The organism is Promicromonospora sp. NFX87 (genome assembly GCF_048564965.1).
Taxonomy (GTDB): domain Bacteria; phylum Actinomycetota; class Actinomycetes; order Actinomycetales; family Cellulomonadaceae; genus Promicromonospora.
In genome coordinates this window covers 5,480,032-5,499,006 of sequence record NZ_CP183413.1, presented here as the reverse complement: position 1 = coordinate 5,499,006, position 18,975 = coordinate 5,480,032, and the positions used below count along the sequence as shown (strand labels likewise).

17 protein-coding genes, 1 tRNA gene and 1 riboswitch are annotated in these 18,975 nt (G+C 71.1%); of the genes, 11 read left to right on the top strand and 7 right to left on the bottom strand.

All coding sequences use genetic code 11. The features are described 5' to 3' along the window. Positions 1-121: 121 nt before the first annotated feature. Positions 122-227: riboswitch (TPP riboswitch) on the top strand. After that, on the top strand, positions 222-2,027 hold the full coding sequence (thiC, locus tag ACNYC2_RS24660) for a phosphomethylpyrimidine synthase ThiC (protein ID WP_419704284.1): 1,806 nt from the start codon (positions 222-224) through the stop codon (positions 2,025-2,027). Its footprint overlaps the riboswitch before it by 6 nt. 139 nt (positions 2,028-2,166) lie before the next feature. On the opposite strand, the gene ACNYC2_RS24655 is transcribed toward thiC, so the two are convergent. Continuing rightward, a complete protein-coding gene (locus tag ACNYC2_RS24655; RefSeq protein WP_419704283.1) occupies positions 2,167-3,288 on the bottom strand; it encodes a LacI family DNA-binding transcriptional regulator in 1,122 nt (373 codons plus the stop codon). Between the two features lie 112 nt (positions 3,289-3,400). Here ACNYC2_RS24655 and ACNYC2_RS24650 point away from each other — a divergent pair, with 112 nt between their 5' ends. Continuing rightward, entirely contained in the window at positions 3,401-4,645 is a 1,245-nt protein-coding gene (locus ACNYC2_RS24650) for an MFS transporter (RefSeq protein WP_419704282.1), read from the top strand. A 158-nt stretch (positions 4,646-4,803) separates the two neighbouring features. Beyond that, on the top strand, positions 4,804-5,997 hold the full coding sequence (locus tag ACNYC2_RS24645; RefSeq protein WP_419704281.1) for a UDP-N-acetylmuramate dehydrogenase: 1,194 nt from the start codon (positions 4,804-4,806) through the stop codon (positions 5,995-5,997). Positions 5,998-6,121: 124 nt separating this feature from the next. Here ACNYC2_RS24645 and ACNYC2_RS24640 read toward each other — a convergent pair whose 3' ends face one another. Next, entirely contained in the window at positions 6,122-7,132 is a 1,011-nt protein-coding gene (locus ACNYC2_RS24640; RefSeq protein ID WP_419704280.1) for a L,D-transpeptidase family protein, read from the bottom strand. Positions 7,133-7,283: 151 nt separating this feature from the next. Next, entirely contained in the window at positions 7,284-8,357 is a 1,074-nt protein-coding gene (locus tag ACNYC2_RS24635; RefSeq protein ID WP_419704279.1) for an adenosine deaminase, read from the bottom strand. A gap of 184 nt (positions 8,358-8,541) precedes the next feature. Here ACNYC2_RS24635 and ACNYC2_RS24630 point away from each other — a divergent pair, with 184 nt between their 5' ends. Then, positions 8,542-10,470, top strand: coding sequence for a serine/threonine-protein kinase (locus ACNYC2_RS24630; protein ID WP_419704278.1), 1,929 nt, complete (start codon positions 8,542-8,544; stop codon positions 10,468-10,470). 33 nt (positions 10,471-10,503) lie between these two features. Here the strand turns inward: ACNYC2_RS24630 and ACNYC2_RS24625 are convergent, their stop codons facing one another. From ACNYC2_RS24625 to ACNYC2_RS24610, 4 genes are all read right to left on the bottom strand, one after another. Beyond that, positions 10,504-11,115, bottom strand: a complete 612-nt coding sequence (locus tag ACNYC2_RS24625) for a response regulator (protein ID WP_419704277.1) — start codon at positions 11,113-11,115, stop codon at positions 10,504-10,506. Continuing rightward, positions 11,112-12,416, bottom strand: coding sequence for a sensor histidine kinase (locus ACNYC2_RS24620; protein WP_419704276.1), 1,305 nt, complete (start codon positions 12,414-12,416; stop codon positions 11,112-11,114). Before ACNYC2_RS24620 ends, ACNYC2_RS24625 begins: the two co-directional genes overlap by 4 nt. Beyond that, positions 12,406-13,188 carry an ABC transporter permease gene (locus ACNYC2_RS24615; RefSeq protein ID WP_419707896.1) on the bottom strand — a complete coding sequence of 261 codons (783 nt, stop codon included), beginning with the start codon at positions 13,186-13,188 and terminating at the stop codon, positions 12,406-12,408. Before ACNYC2_RS24615 ends, ACNYC2_RS24620 begins: the two co-directional genes overlap by 11 nt. Before the next feature lie 167 nt (positions 13,189-13,355). Next, complete coding sequence (locus tag ACNYC2_RS24610) at positions 13,356-14,273, bottom strand: ABC transporter ATP-binding protein (protein ID WP_419704275.1); 918 nt, start codon at positions 14,271-14,273, stop codon at positions 13,356-13,358. 335 nt (positions 14,274-14,608) lie between these two features. On the opposite strand from ACNYC2_RS24610, the gene ACNYC2_RS24605 reads away from it, so the two are divergent. From ACNYC2_RS24605 to ACNYC2_RS24575, 7 genes are all read left to right on the top strand, one after another. Then, a tRNA-Trp gene (locus ACNYC2_RS24605) sits at positions 14,609-14,684 on the top strand. Between the two features lie 101 nt (positions 14,685-14,785). Continuing rightward, on the top strand, positions 14,786-15,031 hold the full coding sequence (gene secE / locus ACNYC2_RS24600; RefSeq protein WP_419704274.1) for a preprotein translocase subunit SecE: 246 nt from the start codon (positions 14,786-14,788) through the stop codon (positions 15,029-15,031). Between the two features lie 246 nt (positions 15,032-15,277). Next, positions 15,278-16,105: a transcription termination/antitermination protein NusG gene (gene nusG / locus ACNYC2_RS24595; RefSeq protein WP_419704273.1), complete on the top strand. Its 828-nt coding sequence runs from the start codon at positions 15,278-15,280 to the stop codon at positions 16,103-16,105. Positions 16,106-16,179: 74 nt separating this feature from the next. Next, positions 16,180-16,611: a 50S ribosomal protein L11 gene (gene rplK, locus ACNYC2_RS24590; protein WP_116673573.1), complete on the top strand. Its 432-nt coding sequence runs from the start codon at positions 16,180-16,182 to the stop codon at positions 16,609-16,611. Positions 16,612-16,756: 145 nt separating this feature from the next. Beyond that, the gene (gene rplA, locus ACNYC2_RS24585; protein ID WP_419704272.1) at positions 16,757-17,473 is read left to right on the top strand and encodes a 50S ribosomal protein L1; all 717 of its coding nucleotides are present in this window, start codon (positions 16,757-16,759) and stop codon (positions 17,471-17,473) included. Between the two features lie 274 nt (positions 17,474-17,747). Further along, positions 17,748-18,380 carry an RNA polymerase sigma factor gene (locus ACNYC2_RS24580; RefSeq protein ID WP_419704271.1) on the top strand — a complete coding sequence of 211 codons (633 nt, stop codon included), beginning with the start codon at positions 17,748-17,750 and terminating at the stop codon, positions 18,378-18,380. Then, complete coding sequence (locus tag ACNYC2_RS24575; protein WP_419704270.1) at positions 18,371-18,931, top strand: hypothetical protein; 561 nt, start codon at positions 18,371-18,373, stop codon at positions 18,929-18,931. The genes ACNYC2_RS24580 and ACNYC2_RS24575 overlap by 10 nt, the downstream gene beginning before the upstream one ends. The last annotated feature ends 44 nt before the right edge of the window (positions 18,932-18,975 follow it).

The window sequence follows — 18,975 nt, the reverse complement described above, 5'->3', positions numbered from 1 at the left end:
CGTACCGGCATTCCAGCCTCCAAGTCCCGGCTCCCTGCTGGGGTGAGCGAGCCGTCCGGCCTTGCTTATCACGGTCGGCGGTGGGGGAGAAGGAAAGTGCCGGACAGTGCTAACCTCGGCGGCGATCCCACGGGTGCCTCACGCAGGGGCTGAGATCGGGCTGTACGGCCCGGGACCGTTGAACCTGTCCGGTTAACACCGGCGTAGGAAGCAGGAGTCTCATGATGGAGAAGTCCCAGTCCCGCACGCTCGCGTACCAGTACGAGCGCGACCACGAGCACGACGGCGGGTACAGCACGCCGCAGGACGACACAGGTCTCCGGGTGCCGGTCACGGAGATCACGCTGGCGCCGTCGCCCGACGGCGCCCCCAACGAGCCGGTCCGGGTCTACCGCACGCAGGGCCCCGGCTCCGACCCGGTCCGCGGCCTGGCGCCGGCCCGCGAACCCTGGGTCGTGGCCCGCGGAGACACCGAGGAGTACGACGGCCGCGACCGGGCACTGTCCGACGACGGACGCGGCGCACTGCGACGCGGTGCCGCGAGCCAGGAGTGGCAGGGTGAACGACGTCGGCCCCGCCGGGCGCTCCCCGGCCGGACCGTCACCCAGATGCACTACGCACGCCAGGGCGTGATCACGCCCGAGATGCGGTTCGTCGCGGTGCGCGAGGGCTGCGACGTCGAGCTGGTGCGCAGCGAGGTGGCCGCCGGCCGGGCGATCATCCCGAACAACGTGAACCACCCGGAGTCGGAGCCGATGATCATCGGCAGGGCGTTCCTGGTGAAGGTCAACGCGAACATCGGCAACTCCGCCGTCCACAGCTCTATCGCGGAGGAGGTGGAAAAGCTCGAGTGGGCCACCAAGTGGGGCGCCGACACGGTCATGGACCTGTCGACGGGCGACGACATCCACACCACGCGCGAATGGCTCATGCGGAACTCGCCGGTGCCCATCGGCACCGTGCCGATCTACCAGGCCCTGGAGAAGGTGAACGGCGATGCCAGCGCGCTGACCTGGGAGATCTACCGCGACACGGTGATCGAGCAGTGCGAGCAGGGCGTCGACTACATGACCGTGCACGCCGGCGTGCTGCTGCGGTACGTGCCGCTCACCGCCGACCGGGTCACGGGCATCGTCTCGCGCGGCGGGTCGATCCTCGCGGGCTGGTGCCTGGCGCACCATCAGGAGAACTTCCTCTACACGCACTTCGACGAGCTCTGCGAGATCTTCGCCCGGTACGACGTCGCCTTCTCGCTCGGCGACGGCCTGCGGCCGGGCTCGCTCGCCGACGCGAACGACGCCGCGCAGTTCGCCGAGCTCGACACCCTCGCCGAGCTGACGAAGCGGGCCTGGGCCTACGACGTCCAGGTGATGGTCGAGGGACCCGGACACGTCCCGTTCCACCTGGTGCGCGAGAACGTGGAGCGGCAGCAGGAGCTCTGCGACGGCGCCCCGTTCTACACGCTCGGCCCGCTCGTGACCGACATCGCGCCCGGCTACGACCACATCACGTCCGCCATCGGCGCCACCGAGATCGCCCGGTACGGCACCGCGATGCTCTGCTACGTCACGCCCAAGGAGCACCTTGGCCTGCCGAACCGCGACGACGTCCGCACCGGCGTGGTGACCTACAAGATCGCCGCGCACGCCGCCGACGTCGCCAAGGGGCACCCCGGCGCCCGCGACCGGGACGACGCCCTGTCCAAGGCCCGCTTCGAGTTCCGCTGGCGGGACCAGTTCAACCTGTCGCTCGACCCGGAGCTCGCGGAGTCGTACCACGACGAGACCCTTCCGGCCGAGGCCGCGAAGACCGCGCACTTCTGCTCGATGTGCGGGCCCAAGTTCTGCTCGATGCGCATCTCGCAGGACATCCGCGACGAGTTCGGCGGGGCGCAGCACCAGGCGGCGCTCGCGGACGCGGCGTCGGCGTCGGCGTCGGCCCAAGCGGAGGGCATGGCCCAGAAGTCCGCGGAGTTCCGCGAGTCGGGCGGCGAGGTCTACCTCCCGGCCCCAACCCTCCGCCCCTGACCCCACCCCCGCCAGACCCGCGAAGTAGAGCGTGTGTCTGGACAGTTGCTCTACTTCGCGGGCAGGCGATCGGCGAAGTAGAGCGGGTGTCCGGACGCACGCTCTACTTCGCGGACCTGGGGCGACGGGCCGCGGAGGGTCAGGTCAGGTCGGGTACCGGGCCCGAGGTCGTGCCCTCGACCAGGGTCACGGGCAGCACCACCGACGGGGGCTCCTCGCCGGCCAGCAGCGCGATGACGGCCAGGCCGAGCGCCCGGCCCTTCTCGACGAGCGGCTGGTGCACGCTGGTGAGCACGTCGGGGGAGAGCCACGGCAGGTCGAGCCCGTCGAACCCGGCCACGGACACGTCCTCGGGCACCCGCAGCCCGAGCTCACGGGCGGCGATCACGGCACCGGCGGCGAGCAGGTCGGAGTGCGCGACGATCGCCGTCGGACGGTCCCGGGCGGGCGCCCACTCGGACAGGATCTCGGTGGCGGCGTCGCGCCCGTGCTCCACGAGCGAGGCGGGCGTCTCCCACGAGATGACGGGCTCGATGACGTCCCGCACGCCGGCCAGCCGATTACGGGTCGGCGTGCGCTCGGCGGACGCGAGCCGGTCGGCGTCGACCAGCCCGGACCGCTCGTCCCGCCCGAACGGCAGCGTGATCTCCGCGATCCGGGTGTGCCCGAGCTCGACGAGGTGCCGCACCGCCTCGGCGGCGCCCCGGCGGTCGTCGACGCTCACCACGGGGACGCCGGACACGTCGTGTCCCTCGCCGATCACGACGGGCACCCCCCTGCGCTGCAGCGCGGCGAGGTTCGGGTCGTCCTTGAGGGTGCCCCAGACGAGCACCGCGACGTCCATCGCGGCGGCCTCGACCAGCGGGTCGACGGCGGGCGGCAGCCCCGCCTCGGCGGCGAGCCCCATGGACTGCGTGGTCGCGCCCTGCGGCATACCCGGCACGAGCAGCACGCCGAGGCCCTGCTCGCCGATCGCGGAGACCAGGCCGTGCAGCACCTGGGTGGAGACGGGGTCGCGGAACGACCTGCCGAGCTGGTCGCCGATCACCACACCGACGATCCCGGACCGTCCCGACCGGAGCTGCCGCCCCAGGGGGTTGGGGCCCGAGTACTCGAGCTCGCGTGCGGCGGCGAGCACCTTCTCCCGGGTCTCGGGGGTGATCGGTCCGGCACCGGAGAAGGCGAGCGACGCGGTGGAGACGGAGACACCGGCCAGCTCGGCGACCTTCGCGAGGGTCGGGCGTACGGTCTGGCGGCTCATCGCGGTTCCTTGTCTCTCACCTCGGCACCAGTGGTGCGGGGCCCAGGAATCTGCTGGGCTGGTCCCAGATTGTGGCTTACGGTCGGGAGATTCAACCGCACCAAGGAGTTCAGTGCCTACTGCACACGCCGCCGCTCGCGCGGTCTTCGTCGTCTTCGCCGCCAGTGGGTTCGCGTTCGCGAGCTGGGCGTCACGCCTTCCGGCCGTCCGGGACGGGCTGTCCTTCTCCGAGCAGGAGATGGGTCTGCTGCTGCTCACGGGGTCCGTCGGTTCCGTCGCCGCCATCCCGCTCTCGGGGCTGGTCGCCGAGCGGTTCGGTACCGCGCGGACCGTCCTGGGCTTCGCGAGCCTGGTCGTGGTGGGCCTCGCCGTGGCCGGCTACGGCGTCGCCACGGGCGAGCACCTCGCGGTGCGGCTCGGCCTCATCCTGTTCGGCGTGGGCACCGGCGTCTGGGACGCCGCGATGAACCTCGAGGGCGCGGCCGTCGAGCAGCGGCTCGGCCGCGCGATCATGCCGGTCTTCCACGCCGGGTTCTCGTTCGGCACGGTGGTCGGCGCCGGCGTCGGCATCGTGGTGGCCAACGTGGGCGTCCCGGTCCTCTGGCACGTCGTGGCCGCGGGTGTGATCGCCCTGCTGTCGGTCGTGGTCGCGGTCCGCTTCTTCTCACCGAACGTCGTCGCGGCGGTGCTGCCGGACGGCGTGGCGATGGCCAGGGCGGGCAGCGCGGACGGCGCCGACCCGGGAGAGGTGACGCCCCCGCCATCGGGCATCACGGGGCTGCTCTCCGCCTGGCGGGAGTCGCGCACGCTGGCGATCGGGCTCGTGGTGCTCGCCGCCGCCCTGACCGAGGGCGTCGCCAACGACTGGGTGGGCCTCGCGGTGGTGGACGGGTTCGGCACGTCCGACGGGATGGGCGCCGCCGGCCTCGCCGTCTTCCTCACGGCCATGACGGCTGCCCGGCTCGCCGGGACGCGGGCCATCGACCGGTTCGGCCGGGTGCCGGTGCTGGTGGTCTCCGCGGTGCTCGCCTTCGCAGGCGTGCTGACGTTCGCGCTGGTCCCCGTGCTGTGGGTGGCGCTGGTCGGCGTCGGCCTGTGGGGTCTCGGTGCGGCGATGGGCTTCCCGATGGGGATGAGCGCGGCGTCCGACGAGCCGCGGCGGGCGGCCATGCGGGTGGCAGCGGTCTCGACGATCGGCTACACCGCGTTCTTCGTGGGGCCGCCTCTGATCGGCCTGGTCGCGCACACGACGGGCTACCGCCTGGCGGTGCTCGTGCTCCTGGTCCCGATGGTGCTCGCGCTGGTCCTGGCGCGCTCCGTGCGCCCGCTGCCGTCGGCCGCTGGTGTGAAGAGGTAGTGCAGGGAGCTGAGCGCCCCGACCGGCGGGGACAGGCCTGCGAGAGTGAGCAAGGAACACGTCTGCCGACACGAAAAGGTTCCAGAATTGGCAGACATCACCCACGGCATGTCGAAGATGTGCACAAATCCAACGCGACAGGTAGATAGGCTTGCACGGTGAGCCCATACCCGGCAGACACCGTCCAGGCGCAAGCGGTGGCCCCCAGCCTCGCCGATCTCACCACACTCCGCGTGGGTGGCCCGGCAGCCTCGTTCGTCGAGGCCGAGGAAGAGGCTGCTCTGATCGAGGCGGTGAGGACCGCCGACGACGACGGTGTGCCGCTGCTGGTCGTGGGTGGCGGCTCCAACCTGCTGGTGGCTGACGAAGGTTTTGACGGTCTCGTCGTACGGGACACACGCAGCGGCATCGCCGTCGAGTCGGACGATTCCTGTGGCGGCGCCGTGGTGAGCGCCCCGGCCGGCCAGAACTGGGACGAGCTCGTGGAGCGTGCCGTCGCCGAGGGCTGGGTGGGCGTCGAGTCCCTGTCGGGCATCCCCGGGACGGTGGGCGCGGCCCCGGTACAGAACATCGGCGCGTACGGTCAGGAGCTCTCTGGAGTGGTCTCACTGGTCCGCACGTGGGACCGGGGCGAGCGACGGGTGCGCACCTTCTCCGTCGGGCAGCTGGACTTCGGGTACCGCACGTCGCTGCTCAAGCGTTCGATGCACAGCGAGGGCCGGGACGAGGACCCGCGTGCTCCCTGGTACCCGTCGCCGCGCTACGTGGTGCTGGACGTGCAGTTCCAGTTCCGCCTCGGCACCCTGTCGGCGCCCGTGGGCTACGGCGAGCTGGCCCGGCGGCTGGGCGTCGAGGTGGGGCAGCGCGCCCCGATGAAGGAGGTCCGCGAGACCGTGCTGGGCCTGCGTGGGGGTAAGGGCATGCTGCTCGACCGCCCGCCGTTCGGTGCGGAGCCGGACCATGACCGCTGGAACTCCGGATCGTTCTTCACCAATCCGGTGATCCCCGTCGAGCACCTCGCGCACCTGCCCGAGGATGCCCCTCGCTACCCGGTCCGTTCGTCGACGCCGGAGACCAGCACCGGCCCGAGCCTCGGTGCGATCGACCCGACCCTCGTCAAGACCAGTGCCGCCTGGCTCATCGAGCGGGCCGGCTTCGGCAAGGGTTTCGGCCTGGCGGGGGAGCACAGCCCGGCGCGGCTGTCGACCAAGCACACGCTCGCGATGACGAACCGTGGCGGCGCCCGGGCCGAGGACGTCGTGGCCCTGGCCCGCGCCGTGCGCGACGGCGTCCGCGACCGGTTCGGCGTGACTCTCGTCCCGGAAACGGTCCTGGTGGGCGTCTCCCTCTGACCTGCCCCGTGCCGAAGTAGAACTCTGGCGAAGTAGAACTCTGGCGAAGTAGAACCGCAGCGAGAACCGCGGTTCTACTTCGCCAGAGTTCTATCTCGCCACGGTTCTACCTCGGCGGGGTCAGTCAGTAGACGACTACCGGGGTGCCCGACGGTGCGCCCCAGGTGTCCCAGATCCAGTCCATCGCGCTGTTCGACACTCGCACGCAGCCGTGCGACGCCGGGAACGCGGGCACCGACGCCGAGCCGTGCACCGCGATGCCGCCCGTGAAGAACTTGGGCCGCCACATGTCGCCCAGCTCGAGCGTCGACGAGTGCATCCCGTTCACCTCGCGGAACACGGCGAACGACCCGCGCGGCGTGTACGCGGTGTACGTGGCGCCCTTCGCCTCGTAGGTCTCCCCGTTGCCGGACGACGCGTTGATGACCTTGACGACCTTGCCGTCCTCCACGGCCAGCACGAGCTGCCGGTCGATGTCTATCTCGAGCACCTTGCCCGACGACGTGTGCGCCTTGGGCACGACGCCGTCGTCCGCCGCGTTCTGCGTGGCGTCGCCCACCACGCCGTCGCGGTACAGGCCACCGGCCTTCTGCAGCGCGAAGACCGCCTGCTGCGTCTCGCCGCCGTACGCCTTGTCGACGGAGGTCACGAAGTAACCGAGGTCCTTCAGCCGCTGCTGAAGCTTGCCCACCCGGTTGCTGACCTCGCCGTACTCGATGTAGTTGGGCTTCTCGGGCTCCTTCTTCGGGTCCTTGTCGTCGCCCTTGTCGTCGCCCTTGCCGTCGGGCTTGCCCTCATCCTGCGGCTTGCCGTCGCCCTCGTCCTCGCCGGGCTTCGCGGTGCCGTCACCGGAGTCCTCCCCGTCGCCCTCGTCAGCGCCGTCGCCGCTGGGCTCGGACGACGGATCGCTCGGCGAAGCCTCCGGCTCCTGTTCGTCGGCGCTCGGCTCCGGGCTCGGGGTGCTCTCGCCGGGGCTGGCCGAGCTGGTCGCCGCCGAGTCCGCGGGTGGCTCCTCGTCGCCGCCGCAGGCCGACAGCAGGCCCGCGGTCAGCGCGACCGCGCCCAGCGTGCCAAGGACCCTCTTACCGACTACCGCGCCCACACCATGGGCAGGCCTGCCGTGCATTACCCGCATCGTGACTCCTCCTCGACTGCACCTTCTGGGGTGGTGGTGCAGTACCGCACTCGCGAGACGACGTCGTCCCCTCGCGAGTGTCCTGTATCTCCCACTGACGCGCGGGCGTCCAGGATGGTTGCGTCGGTCGATCGTCACCCAATCGTGACCGTCACCCGATGGTGACGGTGCCGCCCGCGGGGAGTGCATCCAGCGTGTCAGCGGGATCAGGAGCTAGCAACCACGCGTCGACGCCGGCCAGGAGCCGGGCCTTGGTGCTCGACGACGCCCGGCTCGCCCGGATCGACGATGCCGCGAGCCCGGCGAGCTCCGGGTCGGTGAAGCCGTGCGCGCTCCGCGCGATCTCGTACTGGTCGACGAGCCGCGACCCGAACAGGAGCGGGTCGTCGGCTCCGAGCGCGATCTCGGCACCCGCGTCCATCAGGGTGCGCAGCGGCACCTCGTTCGCCTCGCTGTACACGCCGAGGCCGATGTTCGAGCCCGGGTTCACCTCGAGAGCGACGCCACGCTCCACGATCTCGCCGAGGAGCCGTTCGTCCTCGGCGGCGCGCACGCCGTGCCCTATCCGGTCGGGAACGAGCTCCCGCATGACCTCGCTGATGTGGTCGGGCCCCAACAACTCGCCACCGTGCGGCACGGCCGCGAGGCCGGCGCGGCGCGCGATGTCGAACGCGTGCCCGAACTGGGACGTGTCCCCGCGGCGCTCGTCGTTCGACAGCCCGAAGCCCACCACCTCGCCCACGCCGTCGCCCGCGTACCGGGCGGCGAGCCGGGCGAGCGTGCGCGCGTCGAGCGGATGCCTCATGCGAGACGCCGCGATGATCACGCCCACCTCGATGCCGTGCGCGGCGCTCGCGGCCTGGGCGGCGTCGATGACTATCTCGACGGCGGGCGTGATGCCGCCGACGAACGGGGCGTAAGAGGTCGGGTCCACCTGGATCTCGAGCCGGCCGGAGCCCTCGGCGGCGTCGTCGGCCGCGGCCTCGTCGACCAGGCGGCGCATGTCGGCCTCCGAGCGCACGCAGGCGCGGGCGGCGTCGTACAGACGCTGGAAACGGAACCAGCCGCGCTCGGTGGCGGGCAGGCGCAGGGGGTCGTTGTCGATGAGCGCTTCGGGGAGACGCACCTGGTATGCGGCTGCCATGTCGACGAGCGTCGGCACCCGCATGGATCCGGTGAAGTGGAGGTGGAGGTGCGCCTTGGGGAGGAGTGCGAGGTCGCGCATCTGCGTAGTCTGGCAAAGCGGTGCTCCGGCGGCAGCCGGGAACGTGATACTCCGCACTACTCACACATCCCGCCGTCCCATCTTTGGTGTGCGTGCGCTCCGCTCCGTATCCTGAGAAGAACATGCCCCAGATAGCCGAAATGACTGATTTACTCGATGCGCAACCACGGACACCGGTGAACCAGTGAACGAAGAGACCACGAACGAGGACAACGCCGCGGATCATCCGGTGCACGTCGTTCTCGGCGGTAAGTACGAGCTGGTCGACGTTCTCGGCACTGGTGCGACGTTCACGGTCTACGAGGCGCAGCGTGTCGCAGCCCCCGCGGTTCCGGAGCCCGCGGCGAGCGACGACGGCGATACCGACGGCGACGCCGACAAGGCCGACGCCGACGGGACCGGCGCCGACGACGCCGACGCGACCACGAGCGAGGCCCAGCCTGGCGAGGCGTCCGACGACGAGACGTCCGGTGCCGACACCACGGCTGCCGACGGTGCGGACGCCGATGCCGCGGACGCCGATCCTGCGGATGCCGACACCGACACCACGACAGACGCCGGCGACGCCGAGCCGGACGAGCCCGAGGCCGACCTCGACCAGCCGCTCGTGGTCAAGGTGCTGCACCCCCACCTCGTCGACGACCAGAACGCCCGCGACTCCCTGCGGCGCGAGGTCGAGGCCTCCGCGCTGGTGGACCACCCCGGCGTCGTGAAGGTGCTGGACTCGGGCGAGGACGACGTCGCGGGCGCGAACGTCCCCTGGACGGTCATGAACCGGATGCCGGGCGTCTCCCTGTCCGATCTCGCGGGCGACCACGGCCTGCCCTGGCGCGACGCGCTGACGATCGTCGACGGTCTGCTGGAGGCGCTCGGCGCGGTGCACGCGGCAGGCCTCGTGCACCGCGACGTCGCGCCCCGCAACGTGATGGTCGACAAGCAGGCCGACGGCACGTTCGTCGTCGGCCTGCTGGACCTCGGGCTCACCCGGCCCGCGGGCGGCGAGGGCGACGGCGCCACGGTGGCTGGCTCGGTCATCGGGATGTCGCCGGAGCAGGCCCGGGGCAAGCCGCTCGACGCGCGCAGCGACATCTACGCGGTCGGCGCGCTCGCGTACTACACGCTCACCGGGCACGCGCCCTACGAGCGTGCGCAGGCGGAGGACGTCCTGCGGGCGCACGTGAACGCGCCGGTACCTGCGGCCTCCGCGCGCCGTGCTGCCGTCCCGGCGTCCGTGGACCGCCTCGTGTCGCGGGCGATGGCCAAGGACCCGGGTCGCCGGTTCCCCACCGCCGAGGCGATGCGCGGGACCGTGACGATCCTGCTCGGCGGCCCCGCCGGCCGGCTGGGTACCAGCGGCGAGACCATGCAGCTCGGCGTGGGCGCCGGTGGCACCGAGGTGATCGACCCGGTCCTGGGTGCGGGCGCCGGCTCGGGCACCATGAAGCTGGGCCAGGTCGACGAGGGCACCGACCGGACCATGATGGTCGGCGCAGTAGGCGCCGCGGCCGTCGGAGCGGGCGTCGCAGGGGCAGCGACTGCGGCTGCGGCCGAGGGCGCGCCCGGCGCGGCGCCGACCATGGTGGCCGCGCCGCCGTCGGTAGGGCGGCCGCCGATCGGTCCCTACCCGGCGGTGCCCGAGGAGGAGCGGAAGTGGTGGCACGCCCTGACGACCGGGCGCGGCCGCGTGATCACGATCATCGTGTTCGCGCTGCTCGTGTTCGGTGGTGCGGGCCTGGTGATCGCGAACATCATCAACAGCCAGGGCACGCCGACGCCCACGCCGTCCGTCAGCAGGACCCAGGACGATCCGACGCCGACACCTTCGTCGTCGCCCCTCCCGAGTCAGTCCGACAACACCGACGACGACTTCACGCCGACGCCGACCCCCACCCCGACTCCCACGCCGACGCCGACTCCCACACCGACGCCGACGCCTACTCCCACCCCGACTCCCACGCCGACGCCGACTCCCACACCGACGCCGATCCCCACCCCGACGCCGACCCCGGCCGTGACGCCGACGAACGAGCCGGTCGAGCCGACGGACGAGCCGACCGGCGGGGGAGAAGCGGGCGGCGACCCGTCGGCGCCCGCCGACGCCGACGGCCGCTAGACCGCTCCCGGGGAGCGGTCCTGCGGCCGGCGGTCAGGCGATCCAGCCCCGCTCCCTGGCCACGGTCACCGCTGCCGTCCGGTCGGCGACGCCGAGCTTGGCGAACGCCCGGATGAGGTGCGTCTTGACCGTCGCCTCCGTGATGGACAGCTCGCGCCCGACCTGTGCGTTCGACCGGCCGAGCGCCACGAGCGTGAGCACCTCCGCTTCCCGGGCGGAGGGTCGTTCCGCGGAGCTGCGTACCGAGCTGACCAGGCGGGTCGCGACGCTGGGGGCCAGGACGGTCTCGCCCCGGGCGGCAGCGCGGACCCCCGCGACGAGCTCGGCGCGGGGCGTGTCCTTGAGCAGGTAGCCGGTGGCCCCGGCCTCGACGGCGCGCAGGATGTCGGCGTCGGTGTCGTAGGTGGTCAGCACCACGACGCGAGGTCCGGTGCCCACTATCCCGGCGGTCGCGGCCACGCCGTCGAGCACGGGCATCCGCAGGTCCATGAGCACGACGTCGGGCCGCAGCGCCGCCGCGAGGGCCACCGCCTCCCGCCCGTCGGCGGCCTCGCCCACCACCTCGAGGTCGCCCTCCACGCTGAGCATGCCCGCGAGCCCTGACCGCACCACCGGATGGTCGTCCACCACCAGCACCCGGATCATCCCGTCACCCCCTGTGTCCTCTCGTGCTCCCCGGCAGCGGTGACCGCCGGGCCGACCTGCCCGTCGACCGGTACGCGGGCGCACAGCGTGGTGCCGCCGCCGTCCCTCGGCCCGACCGCCAGCGTGCCGCCCGCCGACCGCAGGCGCTCCCGCATCCCCGCGAGCCCGAACCCGTCGACGGCCTCCGCGTCGAACCCGCGCCCGTCGTCGGACACCGTGAGCGTCACCTCTCCCCCCGCCTGCCCCAGCCGCACGACGACGGAGCCTGCCTGCGCATGCCGTCGCACGTTCGCGAACGCCTCCTGCGCGGCCCGCAGCAGCACCACCTCGACGGTCGGCGACAGCGCCCCGACCTGATCCGTCTCCACGGTCACCGCGAGGCCGGTCTCCTCCGCGAACCGCGTGCCGAGCCGGCCGAGCGCCTGGGGGAGCGACGCGTCCTGCAGCGCCACCGGCGCGAACGCCGCCACCAGGGCGCGGGCCTCGGCGAGGTTGTCGCGTGCGGTGTCCTCCACGACGTGCAGCCGCTCGCGCACGGCGACGTCGTCCCCGATGTCGAGGGCCGCCGTCGCGGCCTGCGCCTGCATCACCACGCTCGTGAACCCCTGGGCGAGCGTGTCGTGGATCTCCCGGGCCAGGCGTTCGCGCTCGGCCAGGACCCCCGCCTCGTGGCTGGTCAGGGCGAGCTGCTTCTGCGTGGCGTGCAGCTGCCCGAGCAGCCGGACCTGCTCCTCCGCCCGGTGCATCGCCACGTGGAACCACAGCCCGAGCCCGATCGAGAACACGAGGGTGACCAGCATCTGCGGCACCACCTCGCCCATGACCGCGAGGTCGAAGGAGTACCGGGACGAGATGCCGACCGACACCGCGACCGCCAGCGCGACACAGCCGACGACACCCAGCCGGGTCGACTCCAGCAGCATCCACACCTGCGCGAACGCGATGAACAGCAGGAGCGACGCCACGCCGCCCTGCGACACCGTCACCCCGGTGCCGACCACGAGCACCGACAGATACAGCAGGGCCGGCCGCTGATCCCGGGTCCGGGCCGCCCGCGCGCCCCACAGCAGATAGGCCAGCACGATCACGCCCATCGCCGAGTACGCCACGGCGAGCTGCGTTCCCCGCGTCCCGTCCAGCACCAGTGCGACGGCGGTCAGCGCGACGATCACGCCGAACGCGGCGTCCCACCACCGCACCTGGTCCTCCCACCCGGCGTACAGGCGCTCCAGACCCTGGTAGCGGTCCGCCTCGTCCTGGTCGGCCGCGGCCGCGTCGCCCGCCGTCCCGTCAGCCGTCATCGTGCCGTCGCCACCGGAACGTCCGCGTGCCGATCACGAGCCCCACCACCAGCCATGCCGCCAGTACAGCAGCCGTCGCGCCGGACTGCCAGGCCCCGGACGGCTCCGCCGCGGCGAACGCGTCCGGCAGGAACACCGACCGCATGCCCTGCGCGATCCACTTGAGCGGGAACAGCGACGACAGGTCGATCATCCAGCCGGGCAGCTGGCTGACCGAGAAGAAGACCCCGGACGTGAACTGAAGGACCAGGAGCGGCGTCACCACCACGGCGCTCGCGGACCGCCCGGAACGGGGCACCGACGAGTAGGCGACCCCGCACACCGCACCTGCCGCCGTGCCGAGCACGAAGACCCAGGCGAACGTGGCCCAGCGCCCGGCGGAGTCGGGCAGCGGGACGTCGAAGACGAGCGCCGCGACCGCGAGCAGCAGCGCCGTCTGCGCGAGCACGGTGACCAGCGACAGGAACACCTTGCCGAGAAAGTACGACGTCGCAGGCAGCGGCGTGGCGCGCAGCCGCTTCAGCGTCCCGTCGTCCCGCTCGACGGCTATCGACATGGCGAGCGTCTGGTACGTCGAGAGCATGACGCCCGTCGCGACCATGCCGGGCAGGAAGTACTGCGCGAAGCTGACCGTGACGCCGCCGGCGACGATCGGGTCGTCGTCGCCGAACACCGTCGCGAAGATCGCGAGCATGACTATCGGGTAGGCGAACCCGAAGACCACCGAGTCGCGCTCGCGGACGAACTGCAGCAGCTCGACGCCGCCGCGCACCAGCCCCAGGCGCAGCACGCCGGGCAGCCCTCTCTTCCGTCGCTCGACCCCTTCCCGCTGGTCGAGCCCTTCCCGCTGGTCGAGCCCCTCCCGCTGGTCGAGCTTGTCGAGACCCAGCCCCTCCCGCTGGTCGAGCCTGTCGAGACCCGCCCCCTCCGTCGCGCCCATCACGCCGCCTCCCTGCCCTGGTCGCCGATATCGATGCCGTCCGCCGGCGCCTCGCCGATGAGCGAGAGGTACACGTCCTCCAGCGTCGGCCGGGTCACGGCCAGGCCGGGTACCTCTTCGTCAGGTCCGGCGCTAGCGATCAGCCGGGCGACGGCGGCCGTGGGCCGGTCCGTCCGCTCGGTCCGCCGCACGCCGCCGTCGTCCCATGCGACGACGGGTGTGCGGGCCTCGGGCCCGCCGAGCGTCTCGGGCGTCCCCGAGGCGACCACCACGCCGTCCCGCACGACCACCACCCGGTCGGCCAGCTGGGCCGCCTCGTCGAGGTAGTGGGTGGTCAGGAGGATCGTGGTGCCGTCGTCGCGCAGGCTCGTCACGAGGTCCCAGAAGGACCGGCGGGCCTGCGGGTCGAACCCGGTGGTGGGCTCGTCGAGGAACAGCAGCTCGGGTCTGCCCACGATGCCGAGCGCCACGTCGAGCCGACGCCGCTGCCCGCCGGACAGCCCGCGGGTCCGCGCCCGGGTCTTCTCCGCGAGCCCCACCGCGGCGATGACCTCCGCGGGGTCGCGCGGGTCGGGGTAGGACGCCGCGGCGGCCCGCACCTTCTCCAGGACGGTGAGCTCGCTCATGTCCCGCGAGTCCTGCATGACGACGCCGATCCGGGCCCGCCAGGCGCGTCCGGCGTGCCGGGGGTCCTCGCCGAGCACGGACACCTCGCCGTCGTCGCGGTCGCGGAAGCCCTCGAGGATCTCGACGGTGGTGGTCTTGCCCGCCCCGTTGGGCCCGAGGACCGCCACGATCTCGCCCGTGGTGACGTCGAGGTCGAGACCGGCGACGGCGTCCTTGTAGCCGGCGCGCGCGTTGCCGTAGCGCTTGCGGAGGCCGCGTACCCGCACGGCCAGGGGGTCGGATGTCTGCATACCGTCGAGCATGCTCTCGCCGGCGTCCCTGGCGGGACGCCCGTTCGGCTGCACCTGCTGTCCACCGTTCGATGGACACCGCCCCGGCACGTCGTCGCTGGTCGAGCCCTCGTTGGTCGAGCCTCGTCGGTCGAGCTTGCCGAGACCGGCCGACGTCGTAGCCCTCCCGTTGGCCGCCCGTTGGCCGAGCCTGTCGGGACCCCAACGGCCCGTCAGGAACGAGTTCGACCTACGGCGTTGGGTACCGTACAGTTGTGCCTCGGTGATCGATCCTCACCTCAAGTGGCGTGCCTCTCCGGAGGCAGTTGTTACCTTGGCAGAGGGATCGAACGCAGAGGGTAGTGGCGCAATTGGTAGCGCAGCGGTCTCCAAAACCGCAGGTTGCAGGTTCGAGTCCTGTCTACCCTGCCAGCGTGAACCCCAGCGGGGCCGCGCGCAGCGGGCCCACGTGAGTGGACCTGGCAAGCCAGTCCGCGCCAGCCGGCGCGCCGGGCCACAGGAGTGGGGTAGCAGTGAGCGACACCGAGGTGATCCAGAGCGCCGCGGAGCGTCCGAGCAAGGGCGGCGGCAACATCTTCGCCCGAATCGCGCTCTTCGTGCGCCAGGTGGTGGCCGAGCTCAAGAAGGTCGTCTCGCCGACGCGCTCCGAGCTCATGACGTACACGACGGTGGTGCTGGTCTTCCTGGTCGTCGTCATGATCTTCGTCGTGCTGCTGGACTACGCGTTCGGCATGCTCGCCGGCTGGGTCTTCGGCTGATTCGGTCTTCCGCCGCGGCACGTTGACGCAGCCGTAGACGACCTCGACCACGGTCGACGTCGGTCCGGGTGCGCCGGACAAGCAGATGGGGCACGCTGCGCAGTACTTCGCTGTGACCGTTCTCGCCTGTTGCTGATTGTCGCTTCGCGGCACTTTCGCGCGACAATGGGCGAACACAGCTCGTAGAGGTACGCACACACGTGCCGGGCGTAGCCCCGGCGCACGAAGAGAAAGCAGGTTCGTTTCGTGTCCCAGGACTCTCTGGACCAGACGGAGAACGTCTCGCCGTCCGACGGCGACGATGCGACCGTCGACGCGCCCCTGGACGCCGAGAACGCCGACGTGCCTGCGGACGCCGAGACTCCGGTCGACACCGACGCCGAGACCACGGACGAGAGCGAGGTCGAGGGCGAGGCCACCGACGAGCGCACCGTCGACGCCGACGGCGACGTCATCGTGGACGAGGTCGAGGAGTTCAAGCGAACCCTCCGCGGACAGTCCGGCGACTGGTACGTCATCCACTCGTACGCGGGTTACGAGAAGCGCGTGAAGACCAACCTCGAGAACCGCATCCAGAGCCTGAACATGGAGGACTACATCTTCCAGGTCGAGGTTCCGATGGAAGAGGTCGCCGAGATCAAGAACGCGCAGAAGAAGATCGTGAGCCGGGTGCGGATCCCCGGTTACGTCCTCGTGCGCATGGACCTGACCGACGAGTCGTGGGGCGCCGTGCGGCACACCCCGGGCGTCACGGGCTTCGTCGGGCACACGCACCAGCCGGTGCCGCTGAACCTCGACGAGATCTACTCGATGCTCGCGCCCTCGATGCTGCAGCAGCCGTCGCAGGCAGGCCAGGCGGCAGCGGGCGGTGGCGCGTCCACCGGTGGCAAGGCCCCGGTCCACGTGGACTTCGAGGTCGGCGAGTCGGTGACCGTCACCGACGGTCCGTTCGACACGCTGCCCGCCTCGATCTCCGAGATCAACGTCGAGGCCCAGAAGCTCAAGGTCCTCGTCTCCATCTTCGGCCGGGAGACCCCGGTCGAGCTGGGGTTCAACCAGGTCGCCAAGATCTGATCGTTCGTCCCTCAGCATTTGCAACCGGGTCATCGCCCACGGCGTCGGCCCAACCGAACAGAAGGTAGAAACGCATGCCCCCGAAGAAGAAGGTCTCCGGCCTCATCAAGCTGCAGATCAACGCTGGTGCGGCGACGCCGGCTCCGCCGATCGGCCCCGCGCTGGGTCAGCACGGCGTGAACATCATGGAGTTCTGCAAGGCGTACAACGCCGCGACCGAGTCGCAGCGCGGCAACGTCGTCCCGGTCGAGATCACGGTGTACGAGGACCGCTCGTTCACGTTCATCACCAAGACCCCGCCGGCCGCTGAACTGATCAAGAAGGCCGCCGGTGTGCCCAAGGGCTCGCCGACGCCGCACACGGTCAAGGTCGCCACGATCACGAAGGCTCAGGTCCGCGAGATCGCGACGACCAAGCTGCAGGACCTGAACGCGAACGACCTCGACGCCGCGTCGCTGATCATCGCGGGCACCGCCCGCTCCATGGGCATCACCGTCTCTGAGTGACGAAGTCACTCAGAGCCATAAGCACAGTCGAGTGATTCCCCCGGGGCTGCTTCCAGCCCCGGACCGCACGAGGTGACCGGCGGACGTCGTCGAGCACCAGCAGTGGCAGGGCTTACCAGCCCGCTACGACCACAAGGAGAGAAACATGGCAAAGCGCAGCAAGGCGTACCTCGCCGCCGCAGAGAAGATCGACAGCGAGACGCTGTACTCGCCGCTCGAGGCGATCCGTCTCGCCAAGGAGACCGCCACCGTCAAGTACGACGCGACCGTCGAGGTCGCGTTCCGCCTCAGCGTCGACCCGCGCAAGGCGGACCAGATGGTCCGTGGCACGGTCAACCTGCCGAACGGCACGGGTAAGACCGCCAAGGTCATCGTGTTCGCCAACGCCGCCAAGGCGGAGGAGGCCCGCGCGGCCGGTGCCGACGAGGTCGGTGGCGACGAGCTGATCGAGAAGGTGGCCGCCGGCTACACCGACTTCGACGCGGCCGTCGCCACGCCGGACCTCATGGGCAAGGTCGGTCGCCTCGGTAAGGTGCTCGGTCCCCGCGGCCTCATGCCGAACCCGAAGACCGGCACCGTGACGATGGACGTGACCAAGGCTGTCACCGACATCAAGGGCGGCAAGATCGAGTTCCGCGTCGACAAGCACGCGAACCTGCACTTCATCATCGGCAAGTCCTCCTTCACGGAGGCGCAGCTGCTGGAGAACTACGCGGCCGCGCTCGACGAGGTCCTCCGCCTCAAGCCGTCGTCGTCGAAGGGTCGCTACATCAGCAAGGCGACCATGGCCACGACGATGGGCCCCGGCATCCCGCTGGACCAGAGCAAGACCACCAAGCTCCTTGAGGAGCTCTCGGCCTGAGCCGAGCTCCCCTGAGCGCAAGAAGGCCCGCATCCCGCAAGGGGTGCGGGCCTTCTTGATTTTGGTTCAGCAGGATGTATCGAACCCGGCGCTCGGCCCTCTTGTCTGATGAGCGGCATCGAGCCGACGTGCGCCGAGGAGAGGGGAGTGCCTGATGGGCACAGTGTTCTACCTCCCCGGATCCGGAACCCCCGCCGTACACTCGGTTGGTCCAAGTGGTCCACGTCCGGCATCGGACGTGGAAACATCCGCCAGCAGAGAATCCCGTGGTGCAATGACAGGATCAAGGGAGGCCCTGCCCGACGTCGACGGGCCCGGGCTCACGCTCGGCGATCGCGCTGCGATCGCCTTGACCGAGTACCGCGAGGGCAACCATCAGGCACTGGGCGAGCTGGTCCGCGAGGCGACACCGCTGCTGTGGCACACGGTCCGCGCGCAGGGCGTCGAGCACGACGCCGCCGAGGACGTGGTGCAGAGCACCTGGGTGGCCCTCGTGCGTCACGCCGACTCGATAGCTGAGCCGAAGGCCGTGCTGAAGTGGCTGCTGGTGACGGCGAAGCGCGCCGCCTGGGAGGCCGTGCGCAAGCACCGCGACGACGAGAAGCGCCGCACCGAGCTCCCGGACGACAGCCCTGAGCACCCGATGGCCCTTCCTGCGAAGGATCCGCTGCCGGACGACGAGGTCCTGCGCGAGGAACGCGACCGCATCCTGTGGATGTCGCTCCAACAACTACCCGGACGCTGCCAAGAGCTGCTGCGTCTGGTCTCGCTCGCCGACCGGCCGGACTACCGGCACATCTCGGCGGCGATCGGAATGCCGATGGGCTCCATCGGCTCGACTCGTGGACGCTGCTTGGCGAAGCTGCGGACCATCCTCGACGAGCAGGGGGACTTCTCGTGGACCTGACGCCGGAACCGAACAAGGACGAAGAGGTCGTGGGGGACCTCTCGTACGACCCGAAGGGCAAGCTCGACGCCGACGACGGGGCTGTGCTGACCCGTCTTGCCGAGCTGGTCGACGCGGTTGACCCGGTGCCGAGCGACCTCGTGGAGCGCTCACTGTTCGCGATCACGCTGGCCGGCCTGGAGGCCGACCTCATGGAGGCCGTCTATCTCGACGCGCCGCTCGCGGGCGTCCGGGGGGCCGCCGCCGCAGCGCGTGCAGACGACACAGCGCCCGCCGAGGCCAAGACAATTACCTTCACGCACGACTCGCTGACCGTCATGATCAGCTTGTCCCCGGCAGCGGGCGGCAAGGTTCGGATCGACGGCTGGGCCGCTCCCGCGGCCGGGCTGGACATAGAGCTGCACCGACCGGGGGCCGACGTCGTCACTGTCGCGTCCGACGAGGACGGCAGGTTCGCCTTCGACTCCGTCGAGCGTGGCCGCGCGAGCCTGGTGGTTCGCCGGACCGACGGCGGCGGCGGTGCTGTGAGCACGCCGGTCATCGAACTCTGAATTTCTGAATCGCTGGAATCTCTGACCCGGCTGTGGGGGCGCGG